11 protein-coding genes and 2 tRNA genes are annotated in these 13,338 nt (G+C 63.6%); 1 reads left to right on the plus strand and 12 read right to left on the minus strand.

Features of this window, described 5'->3' with window-relative positions; translation table 11 throughout:
- Positions 1 to 138 precede the first annotated feature (138 nt).
- The 3 genes from bamC to HWX62_RS07440 all read right to left on the minus strand — a co-directional run bounded on the left by bamC (position 139) and on the right by HWX62_RS07440 (position 2,410).
- A complete protein-coding gene (gene bamC / locus HWX62_RS07430) occupies positions 139 to 1,347 on the minus strand; it encodes an outer membrane protein assembly factor BamC (RefSeq protein ID WP_175929297.1) in 1,209 nt (402 codons plus the stop codon).
- Positions 1,348 to 1,488: 141 nt separating this feature from the next.
- Positions 1,489 to 1,565, minus strand: a tRNA-Pro gene (locus HWX62_RS07435).
- A gap of 131 nt (positions 1,566 to 1,696) precedes the next feature.
- A complete protein-coding gene (locus HWX62_RS07440) occupies positions 1,697 to 2,410 on the minus strand; it encodes a methyltransferase domain-containing protein (protein WP_175929726.1) in 714 nt (237 codons plus the stop codon).
- A gap of 393 nt (positions 2,411 to 2,803) precedes the next feature.
- Between HWX62_RS07440 and HWX62_RS07445 the strand changes: the two genes are divergently transcribed.
- Positions 2,804 to 5,014 (plus strand): hypothetical protein, encoded by a 2,211-nt coding sequence (locus HWX62_RS07445; protein ID WP_175929298.1) that lies wholly within the window; start codon positions 2,804 to 2,806, stop codon positions 5,012 to 5,014.
- A gap of 80 nt (positions 5,015 to 5,094) precedes the next feature.
- On the opposite strand, the gene HWX62_RS07450 is transcribed toward HWX62_RS07445, so the two are convergent.
- The 9 genes from HWX62_RS07450 to HWX62_RS07490 all read right to left on the minus strand — a co-directional run bounded on the left by HWX62_RS07450 (position 5,095) and on the right by HWX62_RS07490 (position 13,321).
- Entirely contained in the window at positions 5,095 to 5,508 is a 414-nt protein-coding gene (locus HWX62_RS07450; RefSeq protein ID WP_175929299.1) for a MerR family transcriptional regulator, read from the minus strand.
- Between the two features lie 58 nt (positions 5,509 to 5,566).
- Positions 5,567 to 5,953: an integration host factor subunit alpha gene (locus HWX62_RS07455; protein WP_006486093.1), complete on the minus strand. Its 387-nt coding sequence runs from the start codon at positions 5,951 to 5,953 to the stop codon at positions 5,567 to 5,569.
- A 72-nt stretch (positions 5,954 to 6,025) separates the two neighbouring features.
- Positions 6,026 to 8,455, minus strand: a complete 2,430-nt coding sequence (pheT, locus tag HWX62_RS07460) for a phenylalanine--tRNA ligase subunit beta (RefSeq protein WP_175929300.1) — start codon at positions 8,453 to 8,455, stop codon at positions 6,026 to 6,028.
- A gap of 97 nt (positions 8,456 to 8,552) precedes the next feature.
- Complete coding sequence (gene pheS, locus HWX62_RS07465; RefSeq protein ID WP_006486107.1) at positions 8,553 to 9,566, minus strand: phenylalanine--tRNA ligase subunit alpha; 1,014 nt, start codon at positions 9,564 to 9,566, stop codon at positions 8,553 to 8,555.
- A 148-nt stretch (positions 9,567 to 9,714) separates the two neighbouring features.
- Positions 9,715 to 10,074, minus strand: a complete 360-nt coding sequence (gene rplT / locus HWX62_RS07470; RefSeq protein ID WP_004192938.1) for a 50S ribosomal protein L20 — start codon at positions 10,072 to 10,074, stop codon at positions 9,715 to 9,717.
- Between the two features lie 30 nt (positions 10,075 to 10,104).
- The gene (rpmI, locus tag HWX62_RS07475) at positions 10,105 to 10,302 is read right to left on the minus strand and encodes a 50S ribosomal protein L35 (RefSeq protein WP_004191477.1); all 198 of its coding nucleotides are present in this window, start codon (positions 10,300 to 10,302) and stop codon (positions 10,105 to 10,107) included.
- A gap of 190 nt (positions 10,303 to 10,492) precedes the next feature.
- Entirely contained in the window at positions 10,493 to 11,017 is a 525-nt protein-coding gene (infC, locus tag HWX62_RS07480) for a translation initiation factor IF-3 (RefSeq protein WP_071734130.1), read from the minus strand.
- Positions 11,018 to 11,066: 49 nt separating this feature from the next.
- Entirely contained in the window at positions 11,067 to 12,974 is a 1,908-nt protein-coding gene (gene thrS / locus HWX62_RS07485; RefSeq protein WP_175929301.1) for a threonine--tRNA ligase, read from the minus strand.
- Between the two features lie 270 nt (positions 12,975 to 13,244).
- Positions 13,245 to 13,321 (minus strand) — tRNA-Val (locus tag HWX62_RS07490).
- Positions 13,322 to 13,338 lie beyond the last annotated feature (17 nt).

A 13,338-nucleotide genomic window follows, 5' to 3' on the forward strand; every position in this document is an offset into this window, starting at 1 on the left:
GTTCAGCATCGCTGACCAAGTTAACAGCTTGCCGCTTTGTTTACAACTCCAACCCTAAAAACAAAAATGCCGTTCAGTTCTTAACTGAACGGCATTACGCCGAATGGCGGGCTTTTCACGGTGCGGGAAACGCCGGGATCAGCGAAGCTGATTCACGAGCAACCCCATGATCTGGCGAGCCGGCGACGACGTATCGATCGCGCCCGAATCGTCGACGACCGCGACGCGCGTCTGATCGGCCGTCAGCGCCTTCACGTTGACGCGATACTGCTTCGCCTGCTTTTCCTTCTTGCCGTGGAACAGCTGGCTCCAGAAGCCCTGCTCGGCCGCGCTCAGATCCTTCGGATCGACATAGCGCACGAAATACAGGCCCTTCGTGCGATCGCGATCGTCGACCGTGAAGTTCGCACGATCGAGCGCGAGACCGACGTGCAGCCACGACCGGTCGTACGGCTCGCCGAGCGTGACTTCGGACGGCACGGACGCGTCAGCCGCGTCGTTGCCTTGCGCCGACGTGCGCGACACGTTCTGCGCGGCGATCGCTGCGGCCGCCTTCGACGACGCGTCGGTATCGGCCTTCTTGTCCTTCGGTACCGTGTTGTCCTTGATGTTCGCGATCGGCGGCTCGCCGTTCTTCGCGCGCTGCTCGTTCTGCGCGAGCACGGCCATCAGCCGCTTCAGGTATTCCGTCTCGAGCGCCGGATCGTTCGGCTTCGGTTCCCACTTGCTCGAATCGTTGTTCGCGCCGGTGATCGCCTCGCGCATGCCCTTCTGGCTGATGAACACGTAAGTGCCGCCGTTCGGCGCCGAATCGAGACGCGTGCGGTACTTGTTGCGCTCGGCCGTCACGTACGAATTGCCCATCGCCTTCGAGATCACGCTGCGGATCAGACCGTCGTTGATCTGCGGATGGGTTTCGTTCCAGTCGGTTTCCATCACGCCCTTGTCGCGCTGGTCGACGACGAGCAGGAAGCCCTGCTCCTGCCAGAAACGGCGAACCTGCGGCCAGATCGCGGCCGGCTGCTTGCCGTCGATCACGAGCCAGCTTTCGGTGCCGTCGCGCTGGATATGCATGCCGGCCACGGCCGGCGCGACGGTGTCCAGCGCAGGCGCGGCCTGCTGGACCTGCTGGAGCGCGGACAGGGAAGTCGCGCCGCCCTGGGGCGGCAGCGAACGCTGATCGGCCGTCTCGTCGAGCATGTTGGGCGGCACTGCGAGCGACGCTTCCTTCGATTTCGAATCGCTCTTGTAGTCCACTTTCGTGGGCGACGACGTACCGCAACCGGCGACGAGCGCACCGGTGGCGAGCACTGCAGCGAACCGCATGGTAAGACGAAGATCAGTCATGTTCGGGGAATCCTCTTCCGCTAAATCACGGCGCTTTCCGTGGATCAACCTTGCATTTTACCGGGGCCGCGCTGCGATGTGCAAAAAAGCGACGGCCAAGAAAAAACCCGCGTCAGCCTGAGCTGACGCGGGTTCTTTGTCTGGTCGGGGCGAGAGGATTTGAACCTCCGACCACCTGCACCCCATGCAGGTACGCTACCAGGCTGCGCTACGCCCCGAAAGAAAAAAATTATAACAGACAGTTTGCCGATTTAGAACGGGTCGCATGCATTTTGTGAACGTTCCCGTGAAATTTTCTGGCGCGCGGGCGCCGATGCAGGCAATCTGCGGCACCGATCCCGCGACGCCGTCATCGCTTGCGCGCGACGCAGATGACCGTCAGGCCGGCCACGCGATTGAAGCGAAACATCGGCAGCTCGATACGACAGATCGTCTTGAGCAAACCGTTGACGAACGGATGATGACGGCGCAATTGCGACTGAGGCTCACGTGGATGCGAACGCACTCGCTCGCCCAGCCGCAATGCGGCCGCGAGCGGAAACGTGAGGCCGAAATAATAGGCGCCGTGTTCGACGTCGAGCCCCGCACGCCGGACCACGTCCTCGAGGCCGCCGAGCGTGTACCTGCGCTTGTGCTCGAGGAAGTCGTCGTGGCCGCTCCACAGGAACTGGAACGCGGGAACGGTGATCAGGAACCGGCTGCCTGCAGGCGCGCCCTTCACGTACTGCGCCAGCAGGCCGACGTCGTCGTCGACATGCTCGAGCACGTCCATCAGCAACACGAGATCGGCGTCGAATCGATCGACGGCGCGCCGAAAGTGAATCGGCTTGCCGGCCGCCTCGCCGTCGCTGTCGTCGGCATAGCTCGTATCGACGCACCAGGCTTCCGTCGCCCGCGTGCGCTCGAGCAGATGCTTCGAGAAAAAACCGGAGCCCGCCCCGACGTCGAGTATCCGGTTCGCGTCCGACGCGCCCAGGAACCGGCGGATCGCGTTCGCCTTCGACGCGTAGTACCAGTGTTGGCCTACCCCCGCACCGAGTACGTCGACTTCCTTCAGGTCCATGGCGCTTCCCCGTGATGGCTGCCGTGTTGTGAAATCGAATCCGCCATTGATGCCGATCTTACCTCGCCGCCATCGCCGATCGTATCCGTCGATGCCCGGGGCCGCGCCGCTCCGGCGTCGGGTGAAACCCGCGCCGGTCAAGGCCGACCATCGGTTTTCAGGGGCGCCCCGAAAGACGTCGACCGACGGTCCGCGCAAACCAAACGACCGTTTGATCCGCCCGCCCATCCACCGCGAATCCATTGTCCGGCAGCCCGCCGGCGCACCGCGTCCGGGCGCCCGCTGTTTGGTAACGCCGCTCTAGCGCGCTATGACACACTGCACGGCATCGACGCTCGCGCCCGTGCAGCGACGCGCGCCGCCGTCGATCAAGACAAGACATGGAGACAGACGATGCGGAATGCGGTCCGGCGCGGCCATCGCTCGCCTTTGGCAATTTTCGACTGGTGTTCCGGCCTGCGACGCACGGCCGCGTCGGGGTCGCACTCGACATCCCGCTTATTCGGCTGCGGCGCGCTGGCGCTCGCCTTGCTCTGCGCCGGCTGCGCGGAATCGGCAGCCCAGCGCGACGGCGGCACGTCCATCGCCTCGACGAAGATCGAACGCATCAAGGCCGCGCAGCTCGCGCGCGAGCAGCAGATCGCCCGTACCGTGCCGTCGCTCGCATCGATCAGCCTCACGCAGCCGCGCCCGTTCACGCTGCGCGACTCGGGCCAGAACGGCGCGATGACGTTCCTGCGGGACGTCGATTTCCGCGTCGTCAACAATCTCGGCTTCTTCATCCATCAGCTGTCGGCCACGCTCGTGCCCACGCAGGCCGGCGCGCCGATCGTATTCGACGATCCGACGAGCTTCGAGATCGACGTGCACGAAGGCACGGTCACGCTCGACAACGCGAAGCTGACCGCCCTCTTCAACACCTACATCTTCGGCTATCGCAATGCGCCGCTGCGCAAGCTCGCGGTATCGGCCGGCGACGGCGTGATCCATCTGCAAGGCGAGATGCAGCGCGACGGCTGGGTGCCGTTCTCGCTCACCGGCACGCTCGCGATCCGCGACGGCAGCCAGCTCGTGTTCCACCCGACCGGCGTACGCGTGTCGGGTATCGACGCACAGCCGGTGATGCGCGCGGCCAACGTGAAAATGGCCGACCTGCTGAAGGTGCAGACACCGATCGCGCAACTCGCCGGCGACGATCTCGTGATGGCGGTCGACAAGCTGATGCCGCCGCCGCGCCTGAAGCTCACGATCACCGCCGTGCGCGTGACGCCGGCGGGCCTCGACCTGAAGCTCGACGACGGCACGCATGCCGGCTTCGCGATGCCCGCGAACGCACCGCAGCAGGCGATGGTCATCCGCGGCGGCGACGTGAAGTTCATGCGCTCGATGCCGATGAATGCGGACATCCTGATCGGCCCGCTCGACGCATCGAAGCGCGACCAGGCGTTCGTGTTCGACCTGTATCACTATCGCGACCAGGTGTCGGCCGGCTACTTCAACTTCGACGAAAGCGGCGCGATGACGATCCGGATGCCTTCGTATGCGGGCCCGGCCAGCGGCGCGCTGCTGGGCAACGCGGCGGCGCGCCTGAACGACAGCTTCCTCGCCGCGCAGCAAAGTGCGCTGCGCGACGTGCGCCAACACTGGGAAGCCTACGCGCTCGCGGCGGACGCCGTGCGGCCCGGCATGCAGAAGGTCGCGATACGCCGCACGTCGACGACGCCATTCAACGAACGGCACGTGTCGAACCGCAACCCGACGATCCACCTGCGCAACGTCGACTTCAACCTGTCCGGCGACATCGGCTTTCATGTCGACGATCTCGACGTGGAACTCGTGTCGAAGCGCCCGGGCGAACCCGTCGATCTCGATGACCCGAACCAGTACGACATCCACATTCTCGGCGGCACGGTCGTCGAGTCGTGGAAGGCGATGTCGGCGCTGTTCAACAATTACCTGCTCGACTATTCGCCGCGTTCGCTGAACGATCTGCAACTGAGCGCGGACGGGCAGAACCTGCGCGTCCAGGGCGGCATCAAGCTGTGGAACCACGTACCGGGCGTCTGGCTGCCGACCGACATGAACGGCACGCTGACGGTACTCGACGACCGCCATCTCGCCTTCAGGCCATCGCAGGTGTCGGTGCTCGGCATCCCGCAGGCGACGCTGCTGCGCTCGCTCGGCATCGAGCTCGCGTCGTTGACGCCGTTGCGGCGGCGCGGCGCGGAACTGCGCGGCGACACGCTCGTGCTCGACCAGTACACCGTCTTCCCGCCGCCCCTGCTGAACGGCAAGCTCGGCCAGGCGACGGTCGAGCGCGACGGGTTGCGCCTCACGTTCCGGCGCGTAGCGAGCGCGCCCGCGCCGAAGCGCCCGCAGATCGATGCGCCGAGCTACATGTGGATGGAAGGCGGCGACATGAAGATGTTCAACGTGCTCGAACTGAACGTGCGCGCGCTGATCCGGAATTCGGCCGAGGCCGGCCCGATGCGGTTCGACCTGTACGGGTATCGCGATCAGGTCGCCCAAGGCTCGGTGCGGATGCTGCCGGACGGCACGCTGGTCGTCGACATGGGGCAGAAGAATCCGCTCGCGTCGCGCTGATCCCCACGCGCGACCCGCATGAAAAAAGCCCGGTGGCGGGTCGCCAACCGGGCTTTCCATGCAGCCTGCGCGCCGTGCGCTCAGTCGCGTTTCAGTCCGTCGAGCACGTCCAGCAACGCCTGTCGCAACGCGATGACGTCGACGCTTGCGCCCGGCTTGACCGCCCCGCGCGCATCGGCGGGCTGCGCGCCGGATTCGACCGGCTCCGCCGCGGCCCGCTCGCTGCCCGGCGAATCGAGCCGGTTGCGCGCGCCGTTGATCGTGAAGCCCTGCTCGTACAGCAACTCGCGAATTCGCCGGATCAGCAGCACTTCGTGATGCTGGTAGTACCGTCGGTTGCCGCGCCGCTTCACCGGCCGCAGCTGCGTGAATTCCTGTTCCCAGTAACGCAGCACATGTGGTTTGACCCCGCACAGTTCGCTGACTTCGCCGATCGTGAAGTAGCGCTTCGCGGGAATCGGAGGCAAGACGACTTTCTCAACCGTGGTGGTCATCGTCGGTTAACCGTCGGTAAAGGGTGCGCGGCGGCCGCGCGGGGCGTAGGCGCGCGTATTACTCCGCGCCGTTTTCGACCAGCGCCTTCAGCTTCTGGCTCGCGTGGAAGGTTACCACCCGGCGGGCCGCGATCGGAATCGCCTCGCCCGTCTTCGGATTGCGGCCCGGACGCTGCGGCTTGTCGCGCAGCTGGAAATTGCCGAACCCCGACAGCTTGACGCTTTCGCCGTTTTCGAGCGCGTCGCGGATCACTTCGAAAAACGCCTCGACCATGTCCTTCGCTTCACGCTTGTTCAGCCCGACGCTGTCGAACAGCAGCTCCGCCAGTTCCGCCTTCGTCAGCGTCGGCGTCTCGGTGGACGCCGGCGCCGAAGCGTCGCGGTTCATCGCGCTGCGTTGCGCCGTCAGGAGGGCTTCGAATTCACTCGAGGTCATGTCGTTCATATCTGCCATACAGCGCGTTGAATCAAAACTTACGATGGAAAAAAGCCGCCCGCGAACGGGCGGGCCCTCTCCTTAGCCGCGCAGGCGCGCACCGGTACGAGCCATCCGCTCGACCAGCGTCTGGATCGCCAGGTCGACGACCTCGTCCTGCAGCGTGCCTGCCGCGTCCTGCAGCGTCACGCGGAAGGCAAGGCTCTTCTCGTTCGCGGCAAGACCACCGGAAGTATTTGATTTTGCACGAAATTCGTCGAAGAGTACAACCTTCTGAACGAATCGGCAGGCGTCTTCCGCAAGCGCCTTCTTCATTTCGTCGAAAAGTGCCTGAACCTCGACCGCCTGATCGACGACAACGGCGATATCGCGACGGACCGGCGGGAATTTCGACACGTCGGTCGGCGCGGGCAGCGCCCGTGCGATCAGCGCATCCGCGTCGATTTCGAACATCACCGGCGCGTGCGGCAGCTCGTACTTCTGCATCAGGCGCGGATGCAGTTCGCCGATCCAGCCGACCGCGCGGCCGTCGACTTCGATGCGTGCGCTGCGGCCCGGATGAAGGGCCGGATGCTCGGCCTTCACGAAACGTGCAACCGCCGGCGCGAGCAGCGCCTCGAGATCGCCCTTCACGTCGAAGAAATCGACCGCGCGGGTCGCCACGCCCCACTGCTCGTCGACTGCCGGACCGTACGCGAGCGCGCCGACGCGCTTCGGCTGCGCATGACCTTCGACCGCCAGCTCGCCGGCCTTCACCGACGGATCGGCGACGAACACGCGCCCCGATTCGAACACGCGCACGCGATCGGCGCGGCGGTTCAGGTTGTGGCGCAGCACGGCGATCAGGCTGCCGAACAGCGTCGTACGCATCACCGAAAGCTGGCTCGCGATCGGGTTCAGCAGACGGATCGGGTTGTCGTTGCCCGCGAAATCGCGCTCCCACTCCGCATCGACGAAGCTGAAGTTGACGGTTTCCGCGTAGTCGCGCGCCGCAAGCGCGTGACGGATGTCGTGGATCGAACGCCGCGTCTCGTGGGTCGCGCGCATCTCGCTCGTCGCGACCGGCGGCCGCGCCGGAATCTTCTCGAAGCCGTAGATGCGCGCCACTTCCTCGATCAGGTCTTCCTCGATCTCGATGTCGAAGCGATGCGACGGCGGCGTGACGAGGAACGCGTCCTCCTCACGTTCGAACGTCAGGCCGAGGCGCGTGAAGATATCCGCGATGGCGTCGGCGTCGATCTTCACGCCGATGATGCGGTTCGCGCGCGACACGCGCATCTTCACCGGCGCGCGCTGCGGCAGGTTCACCGCCTGATCGTCGACCGGGCCGGCCTTGCCGCCGCAGATCTCGAGGATCAGTTGCGTGATGCGCTCGACGTGCTCGACGGTCGTCGCGTAATCGACGCCGCGCTCGAAGCGATGGGCCGCATCGGTCGAGAAGTTGTACTTGCGCGCGCGGCCGCGGATGCTGTCCGGCCACCAGAACGCGGCTTCCAGGTAGATGTTGGTCGTATCGAGCGTGACGGCCGTGCTGTCGCCGCCCATGATGCCGGCCAGGCTTTCGACCTGACGGTCGTCCGCGATCACGCCGACCGTTTCGTCGAGTTCGACCGTGTTGCCGTTGAGCAGCTTCAGCGATTCGCCGCGCTTGCCCCAGCGCACTTCGATGCCGCCGTGGATCTTGTCGAGATCGAACACGTGCGACGGGCGGCCGAGTTCGAACATCACGTAATTCGAGATGTCGACGAGCGCGGACACGCTGCGCTGCCCCGAACGCTCGAGGCGCTCGACCATCCACTGCGGCGTCTTCGCACGCGCGTTCACGCCGCGGATCACGCGACCCGAGAAGCGGCCGCACAGATCGGGCGCGGCAATGCGCACCGGCAGCGTTTCGTCGAGCTCGACGTTCACCGGGCGGATGTCGACCGGCGTCAGCGGCGCGCCGGTGATCGCGGCCGTCTCGCGCGCGATACCGAACACCGACAGGCAGTCGGCCTTGTTCGGCGTCAGCTTGATTTCGAAGATCGTGTCGTCGAGATTGAGGGTTTCGCGGATGTCCTGGCCGACCGGCGTGTCTTCCGGCAGGATCAGCAGCCCGCTGTGATCCTCGGACAACTTCAGCTCGCGCGCCGAGCACAGCATCCCCTGGCTCTCCACGCCGCGCAGCTTCGACAGCTTGATCGCGAACGGCTTGCCGCCCTCTTCCGCCGGCGGCAGTTCCGCGCCGACCAGCGCGACGGGCACCTTGATGCCGGGCGCCACGTTCGGCGCGCCGCAGACGATGTTCAGCGTCGCGCCGGTGCCGGCGTCGACCTGGCAGACATTGAGCTTGTCCGCATCCGGATGCTTGACGACTTCGAGCACGCGGCCCACGACGATCTTCGACGTCGGCGGCGCAGCCTTGCTCAGCGATTCGACTTCGAGCCCCGCCATCGTCAGCGCGTGCGACAGCTCGTCGGTCGTCAGCTGCGGGTCGACAAAGGTTCTCAACCAGGATTCAGGGAATTGCATGGATGTCTACGTTCGAAACGGGTTAGATCGACGCCCGGGCTCCGTCGGAAGCGTCCGTCGGGGCGTGCGCGGGCACAGGTCGGCGCGGCGAGCGGCGTTATGCGAACTGGCGCAGGAAACGCAGGTCGTTCTCGAAGAACAGCCGGAGATCCTGGACGCCGTAGCGCAGCATCGTCAGGCGCTCGAGGCCGCTGCCGAACGCGAAACCGATGTAGCGCTCGGGGTCGAGGCCCATGTTGCGGATCACGGTCGGATGCACCTGCCCCGAGCCGGAAATTTCGAGCCACTTGCCGGCGTTCTTGCCTTGCTCGAACATCATGTCGATCTCGGCCGACGGTTCCGTGAACGGGAAATACGACGGACGGAAGCGCACGAGGATGTCGTCGCGCTCGAAGAATTTTTTCAGGAAGTCGGTATAGACGCCCTTGAGGTCGGCGAAGCTGATGTTTTCGTCGATCCACAGCCCCTCGACCTGATTGAACATCGGCGAGTGCGTTGCATCGCTGTCGACGCGATACGTGCGACCCGGTGCGATCACCTTGATCGGCGGACGGTTCATGCGCGCATAACGCACCTGCATCGGGCTCGTGTGCGTGCGCAGCAGCAGCTGACGGCCGTCGGCATCCTTGCCTTCGACGTAGAAAGTGTCCTGCATCGAACGCGCCGGATGGTTCTCCGGGCTGTTCAGCGACGTGAAGTTGTACCAGTCCGTCTCGATTTCGGGGCCGTCGGCCACGTCGAAACCGATCGAGCCGAAAATCTGTTCGACGCGCTCCCACGTGCGCATCACGGGGTGCAGGCTGCCCGCACCGGCGCCGCGGCCCGGCAACGTCACGTCGATCGCTTCGGCGGTGAGGCGCTGGTTCAGCAGCGCGTCGGCCAGTGCCTGGCGACGGGCGGTGAGCGCGGCTTCAACCTGCTGCTTCGCGACGTTGATGCGCGCGCCTTCGGTCTTGCGTGCTTCGGGATCGAGCTTGCCGAGGCCCTTCAGCAACTCGGTCAGCGCACCCGATTTGCCGAGAAATCGTGCTTTCTCGTTTTCGAGCGTGGTGATGTCGGCAGCCTGTTCGAAGGACTGCTGCGCGTCGGCGACAATCTGGTCCAGATCCATAGATCCCATCATTTCCAACGTCATTCGGTCTTGGTGAGCAAAACTGCCCACCAAACAAAAAAGGGGCTCGGAAGAGCCCCGTTTTCGCTGCAGCGGCCGAGACTACCGGAACCTCGCTGCAACTAACCACGCAGTGCTAATTTCGCAATTAGGCTGCAACGGCGGCTTTCACCTGCTTGACGATCGCAGCAAAAGCAGCCTTGTCGAACACCGCCATGTCGGCCAGCACCTTACGGTCGAGTTCGATCGACGCCTTCTTCAGGCCGTTGATGAACACGCTGTAGGTCATGTCGTGCTGGCGAACTGCCGCGTTGATACGCGTGATCCACAGTGCGCGGAACACACGCTTCTTGTTGCGGCGATCGCGGTACGCATACTGACCAGCGCGCATCACCGCCTGCTTGGCGATGCGATAGACGTTATTGCGGCGGCCGCGATAACCCTTGGCCAGGTTGATGATCTTCTTGTGGCGGGCCCGTGCGGTTACCCCACGTTTGACTCGAGGCATGTTTCTCTCCTTGGAGTATCAGTTGAGGGGTTACGCGAACGGGAGCATCGCGCGGACGGAGTTCAGATCGGAATCATGAACTGCCGTTGCGCCGCGCAGATGGCGCTTGTTCTTCGTGGTTTTCTTGGTCAGGATGTGGCGCTTGAAGGCTTGACCGCGCTTGACGGTACCGCCCGGACGCACCACGAAGCGCTTTGCAGCGCTCTTCTTGGTCTTCATCTTAGGCATGACGAACAACTCCAGTTTATTAGATGGCGATGGGTGTGCGGTTGGCTTGCGCCCTTGACCCGCCCTTCGAAACCCAGTCCACTTGTGTACGGCGACCCGCTTGCGCAGCCGCCGTCATTGCTGGCGCGCCGCCCTGACCGGGCAACGCGCCGAACCACTGTCGAACCTGCGCGCGATGCGCGCGGGCCCGTTACTTCTTTTTCTTCGGCGAGAGCACCATGATCATCTGGCGCCCTTCCATCTTCGGCATCTGCTCGACCTGGCCGACTTCCTCGAGATCCGTGCGCAGACGCTCGAGCATCCGCATACCGATTTCCTGGTGAGCCATTTCGCGGCCGCGGAAACGCAACGTGATCTTCGTCTTGTCGCCCTCTTCGAGGAAACGCACGAGATTGCGGAGCTTGACGTTGTAATCCCCGTCATCGGTACCCGGGCGGAACTTGACTTCCTTGACCTGGATGACCTTCTGCTTCAGCTTCGCTTCGTGCTGCTTCTTCGATTCCTGGTACTTGAACTTGCCGTAATCCATCAGACGGCAAACCGGCGGCACCGCTTGCGGCGCGATTTCCACCAGGTCAACATCCAGTTCTTCCGATTTACGGAAAGCGTCAGCGAGTTTTACGATACCGAGCGGTTCGTTCTCGATCCCGACCAGGCGCACTTCCGGCGCAGTGATTTCACCGTTGATGCGGTGCGACGACTTATCAGTAGCGATGTTACGTTTCCTCTAAAAATTAAAAAAACGAGCCGCGCTGCCAGGGCGGTTACTTGAACGAGCGCAGGTCTTCCTGCAGACGCTCAACGAAGGCTTCGACCGGCATTACGCCAAGATCGACGCCGCCACGGGCACGCACGGCTACCGTTTGTGCATCACGCTCCTTATCGCCCACGACGAGGAGATAAGGCACCTTTTCCAGCGTGTGCTCGCGTATTTTATAGCTAATCTTCTCGTTGCGCAAATCGGCCGCCACTCTAACCCCTTGTTTTTGCAACGATTGGGCCAGAGACTGCGCATAGTCGGCCTGACTTTCGGCGATATTGAGCACAATTGCCTGGTACGGCGCGAGCCAGACCGGCATTGCACCAGCATGGTGCTCGATCAAAATGCCGAGGAAACGCTCCATCGAACCGACGATCGCGCGGTGCAGCATCACCGGCCGGCGGCGGCTGTTGTCTTCCGCGACGTATTCGGCGCCCAGGCGCTCGGGCAGCACCATGTCGAGCTGCAGCGTGCCGCACTGCCACGAGCGGCCGAGCGCGTCCTTGATGTGGTACTCGATCTTCGGGCCGTAGAACGCGCCCTCACCCGGCAACTCTTCCCACGTGAGACCGCAAGCCGTCAGCGCATCGCGCAAGCCTTGCTCGGCACGATCCCACGTCTCGTCCGTACCGGCACGCTGGTCGGGGCGCAGCGACAGCTTGATGTCGATGTGATCGAAACCGAAGTCCTTGTACACGCTCATGGCCAGCGTGTTGAACGCGATCGATTCCGAGATGAACTGGTCTTCCGTACAGAAGATGTGCGCATCGTCCTGCACGAAGCCGCGCACGCGCATCAGGCCGTGCAGCGCGCCCGACGCCTCGTTGCGGTGGCACGAGCCGAATTCCGCGTAACGCAGCGGCAGGTCGCGGTACGAGCGCAGGCCGTGCTTGAACACCTGGACGTGGCCCGGGCAGTTCATCGGCTTGATCGCGTAGTCGCGCTTCTCCGACTCCGTCGTGAACATGTTCTCGCGATAGTTCTGCCAGTGGCCCGACGCTTCCCACAGCGAACGGTCCATGATCATCGGCGTCTTGATCTCGAGATAGCCGGCTTCGTTGACGCGGCGGCGCATGTACTGCTCGACCTGCTGCCACAGCGCCCAGCCCTTCGGATGCCAGAACACCATGCCCGGCGACTCTTCCTGCATGTGGAACAGGTCGAGCTGCTTGCCCAGCTTGCGGTGGTCGCGCTTTTCCGCTTCCTCGAGCATGTGCAGGTACTGATCCTGGTCTTCCTTCTTCGTCCAGGCGGTGCCATAGATGCGCTGCAGCTGCTCGTTCTTCGAATCGCCGCGCCAGTACGCGCCCGCGACCTTCATCAGCTTGAAGACCTTCAGCTTGCCGGTGGACGGCACGTGCGGGCCGCGGCACAGATCGGTGAAGCCGCCGTGCGAGTACAGCTTGATTTCGTCGCCTTGCGGAATCGATTCGATGATCTCGGCCTTGTACTTCTCGCCGATGCTGCGGAAGTAACCGGCCGCCTCGTCGCGCGACACGACACGGCGCGTGACCGGCTCGTCCTTCTTCGCGAGTTCCTGCATGCGCTTTTCGATCTTTTCGAGATCTTCCGGCGTAAACGGGCGGTTGTACGAGAAGTCGTAGTAGAAACCGTTGTCGATCACCGGGCCGATCGTCACCTGCGCGTCCGGATACAGCTCCTTCACCGCGTACGCGAGCAAGTGGGCGGTCGAGTGACGGATGATGTCGAGGCCGTCGGCGTCCTTGTCCGTGACGATCGCGAGCGACGCGTCGCGGTCGATCACCGTCGACGTATCGACGAGCTCGCCATCGAGCTTGCCACCAAGCGCAGCCTTCGCAAGGCCGGGACCGATCGAGGCCGCAACCTCGGCAACTGTCACCGGATGCTCGTATTGTCGAACTGAGCCGTCGGGCAAGCGTATCGAAACCATAGCACTCTCCGTGATGCCGACAGTGGGCGGCAGACCAGGTACGCGAGATCAAACTCGCGCGCAAAAATTCGCGACAAAAAAAATGCGGCCCCGCTTTCGAGGGGCCGCATTCGATACTTCACTCAAACTGAAAGGGCGAAAACGTTCCTCGACTAGCGTCGCTCCGAAGTGGTTTCGGTCAACGTTCGCGGTGTCATAACCGTATTCGCCTTGTTCGCGTTGAGTTGTGTACTGCATCGAACACCCGGAGGCCGGGTATTCTCAATTCGTTGGTAGGCTCGATTGGACTCGAACCAACGACCCCCACCATGTCAAGGTGGTGCTCTAACCAGCTGAGCTACGAGCCTAGAGAAGCTAAGATTAT

Origin of the sequence: Burkholderia sp. BCC0506, assembly GCF_902833145.1 — a bacterium.
Taxonomy (GTDB): Bacteria; Pseudomonadota; Gammaproteobacteria; order Burkholderiales; family Burkholderiaceae; genus Burkholderia.

Coding starts and splice junctions, on each gene's coding strand:
- HWX62_RS07455 (WP_006486093.1), bottom strand. CDS start 5,953: ATGAACGACATGACCTCGAGTGAATTCGAAGCCCTCCTGACGGCGCAA.
- HWX62_RS07445 (WP_175929298.1), top strand. CDS start 2,804: ATGCGGAATGCGGTCCGGCGCGGCCATCGCTCGCCTTTGGCAATTTTC.
- rplT (WP_004192938.1), bottom strand. CDS start 10,074: ATGCCTCGAGTCAAACGTGGGGTAACCGCACGGGCCCGCCACAAGAAG.
- HWX62_RS07450 (WP_175929299.1), bottom strand. CDS start 5,508: ATGACCACCACGGTTGAGAAAGTCGTCTTGCCTCCGATTCCCGCGAAG.
- rpmI (WP_004191477.1), bottom strand. CDS start 10,302: ATGCCTAAGATGAAGACCAAGAAGAGCGCTGCAAAGCGCTTCGTGGTG.
- bamC (WP_175929297.1), bottom strand. CDS start 1,347: ATGACTGATCTTCGTCTTACCATGCGGTTCGCTGCAGTGCTCGCCACC.
- HWX62_RS07440 (WP_175929726.1), bottom strand. CDS start 2,410: ATGGACCTGAAGGAAGTCGACGTACTCGGTGCGGGGGTAGGCCAACAC.
- pheT (WP_175929300.1), bottom strand. CDS start 8,455: ATGCAATTCCCTGAATCCTGGTTGAGAACCTTTGTCGACCCGCAGCTG.
- thrS (WP_175929301.1), bottom strand. CDS start 12,974: ATGGTTTCGATACGCTTGCCCGACGGCTCAGTTCGACAATACGAGCAT.
- pheS (WP_006486107.1), bottom strand. CDS start 9,566: ATGGATCTGGACCAGATTGTCGCCGACGCGCAGCAGTCCTTCGAACAG.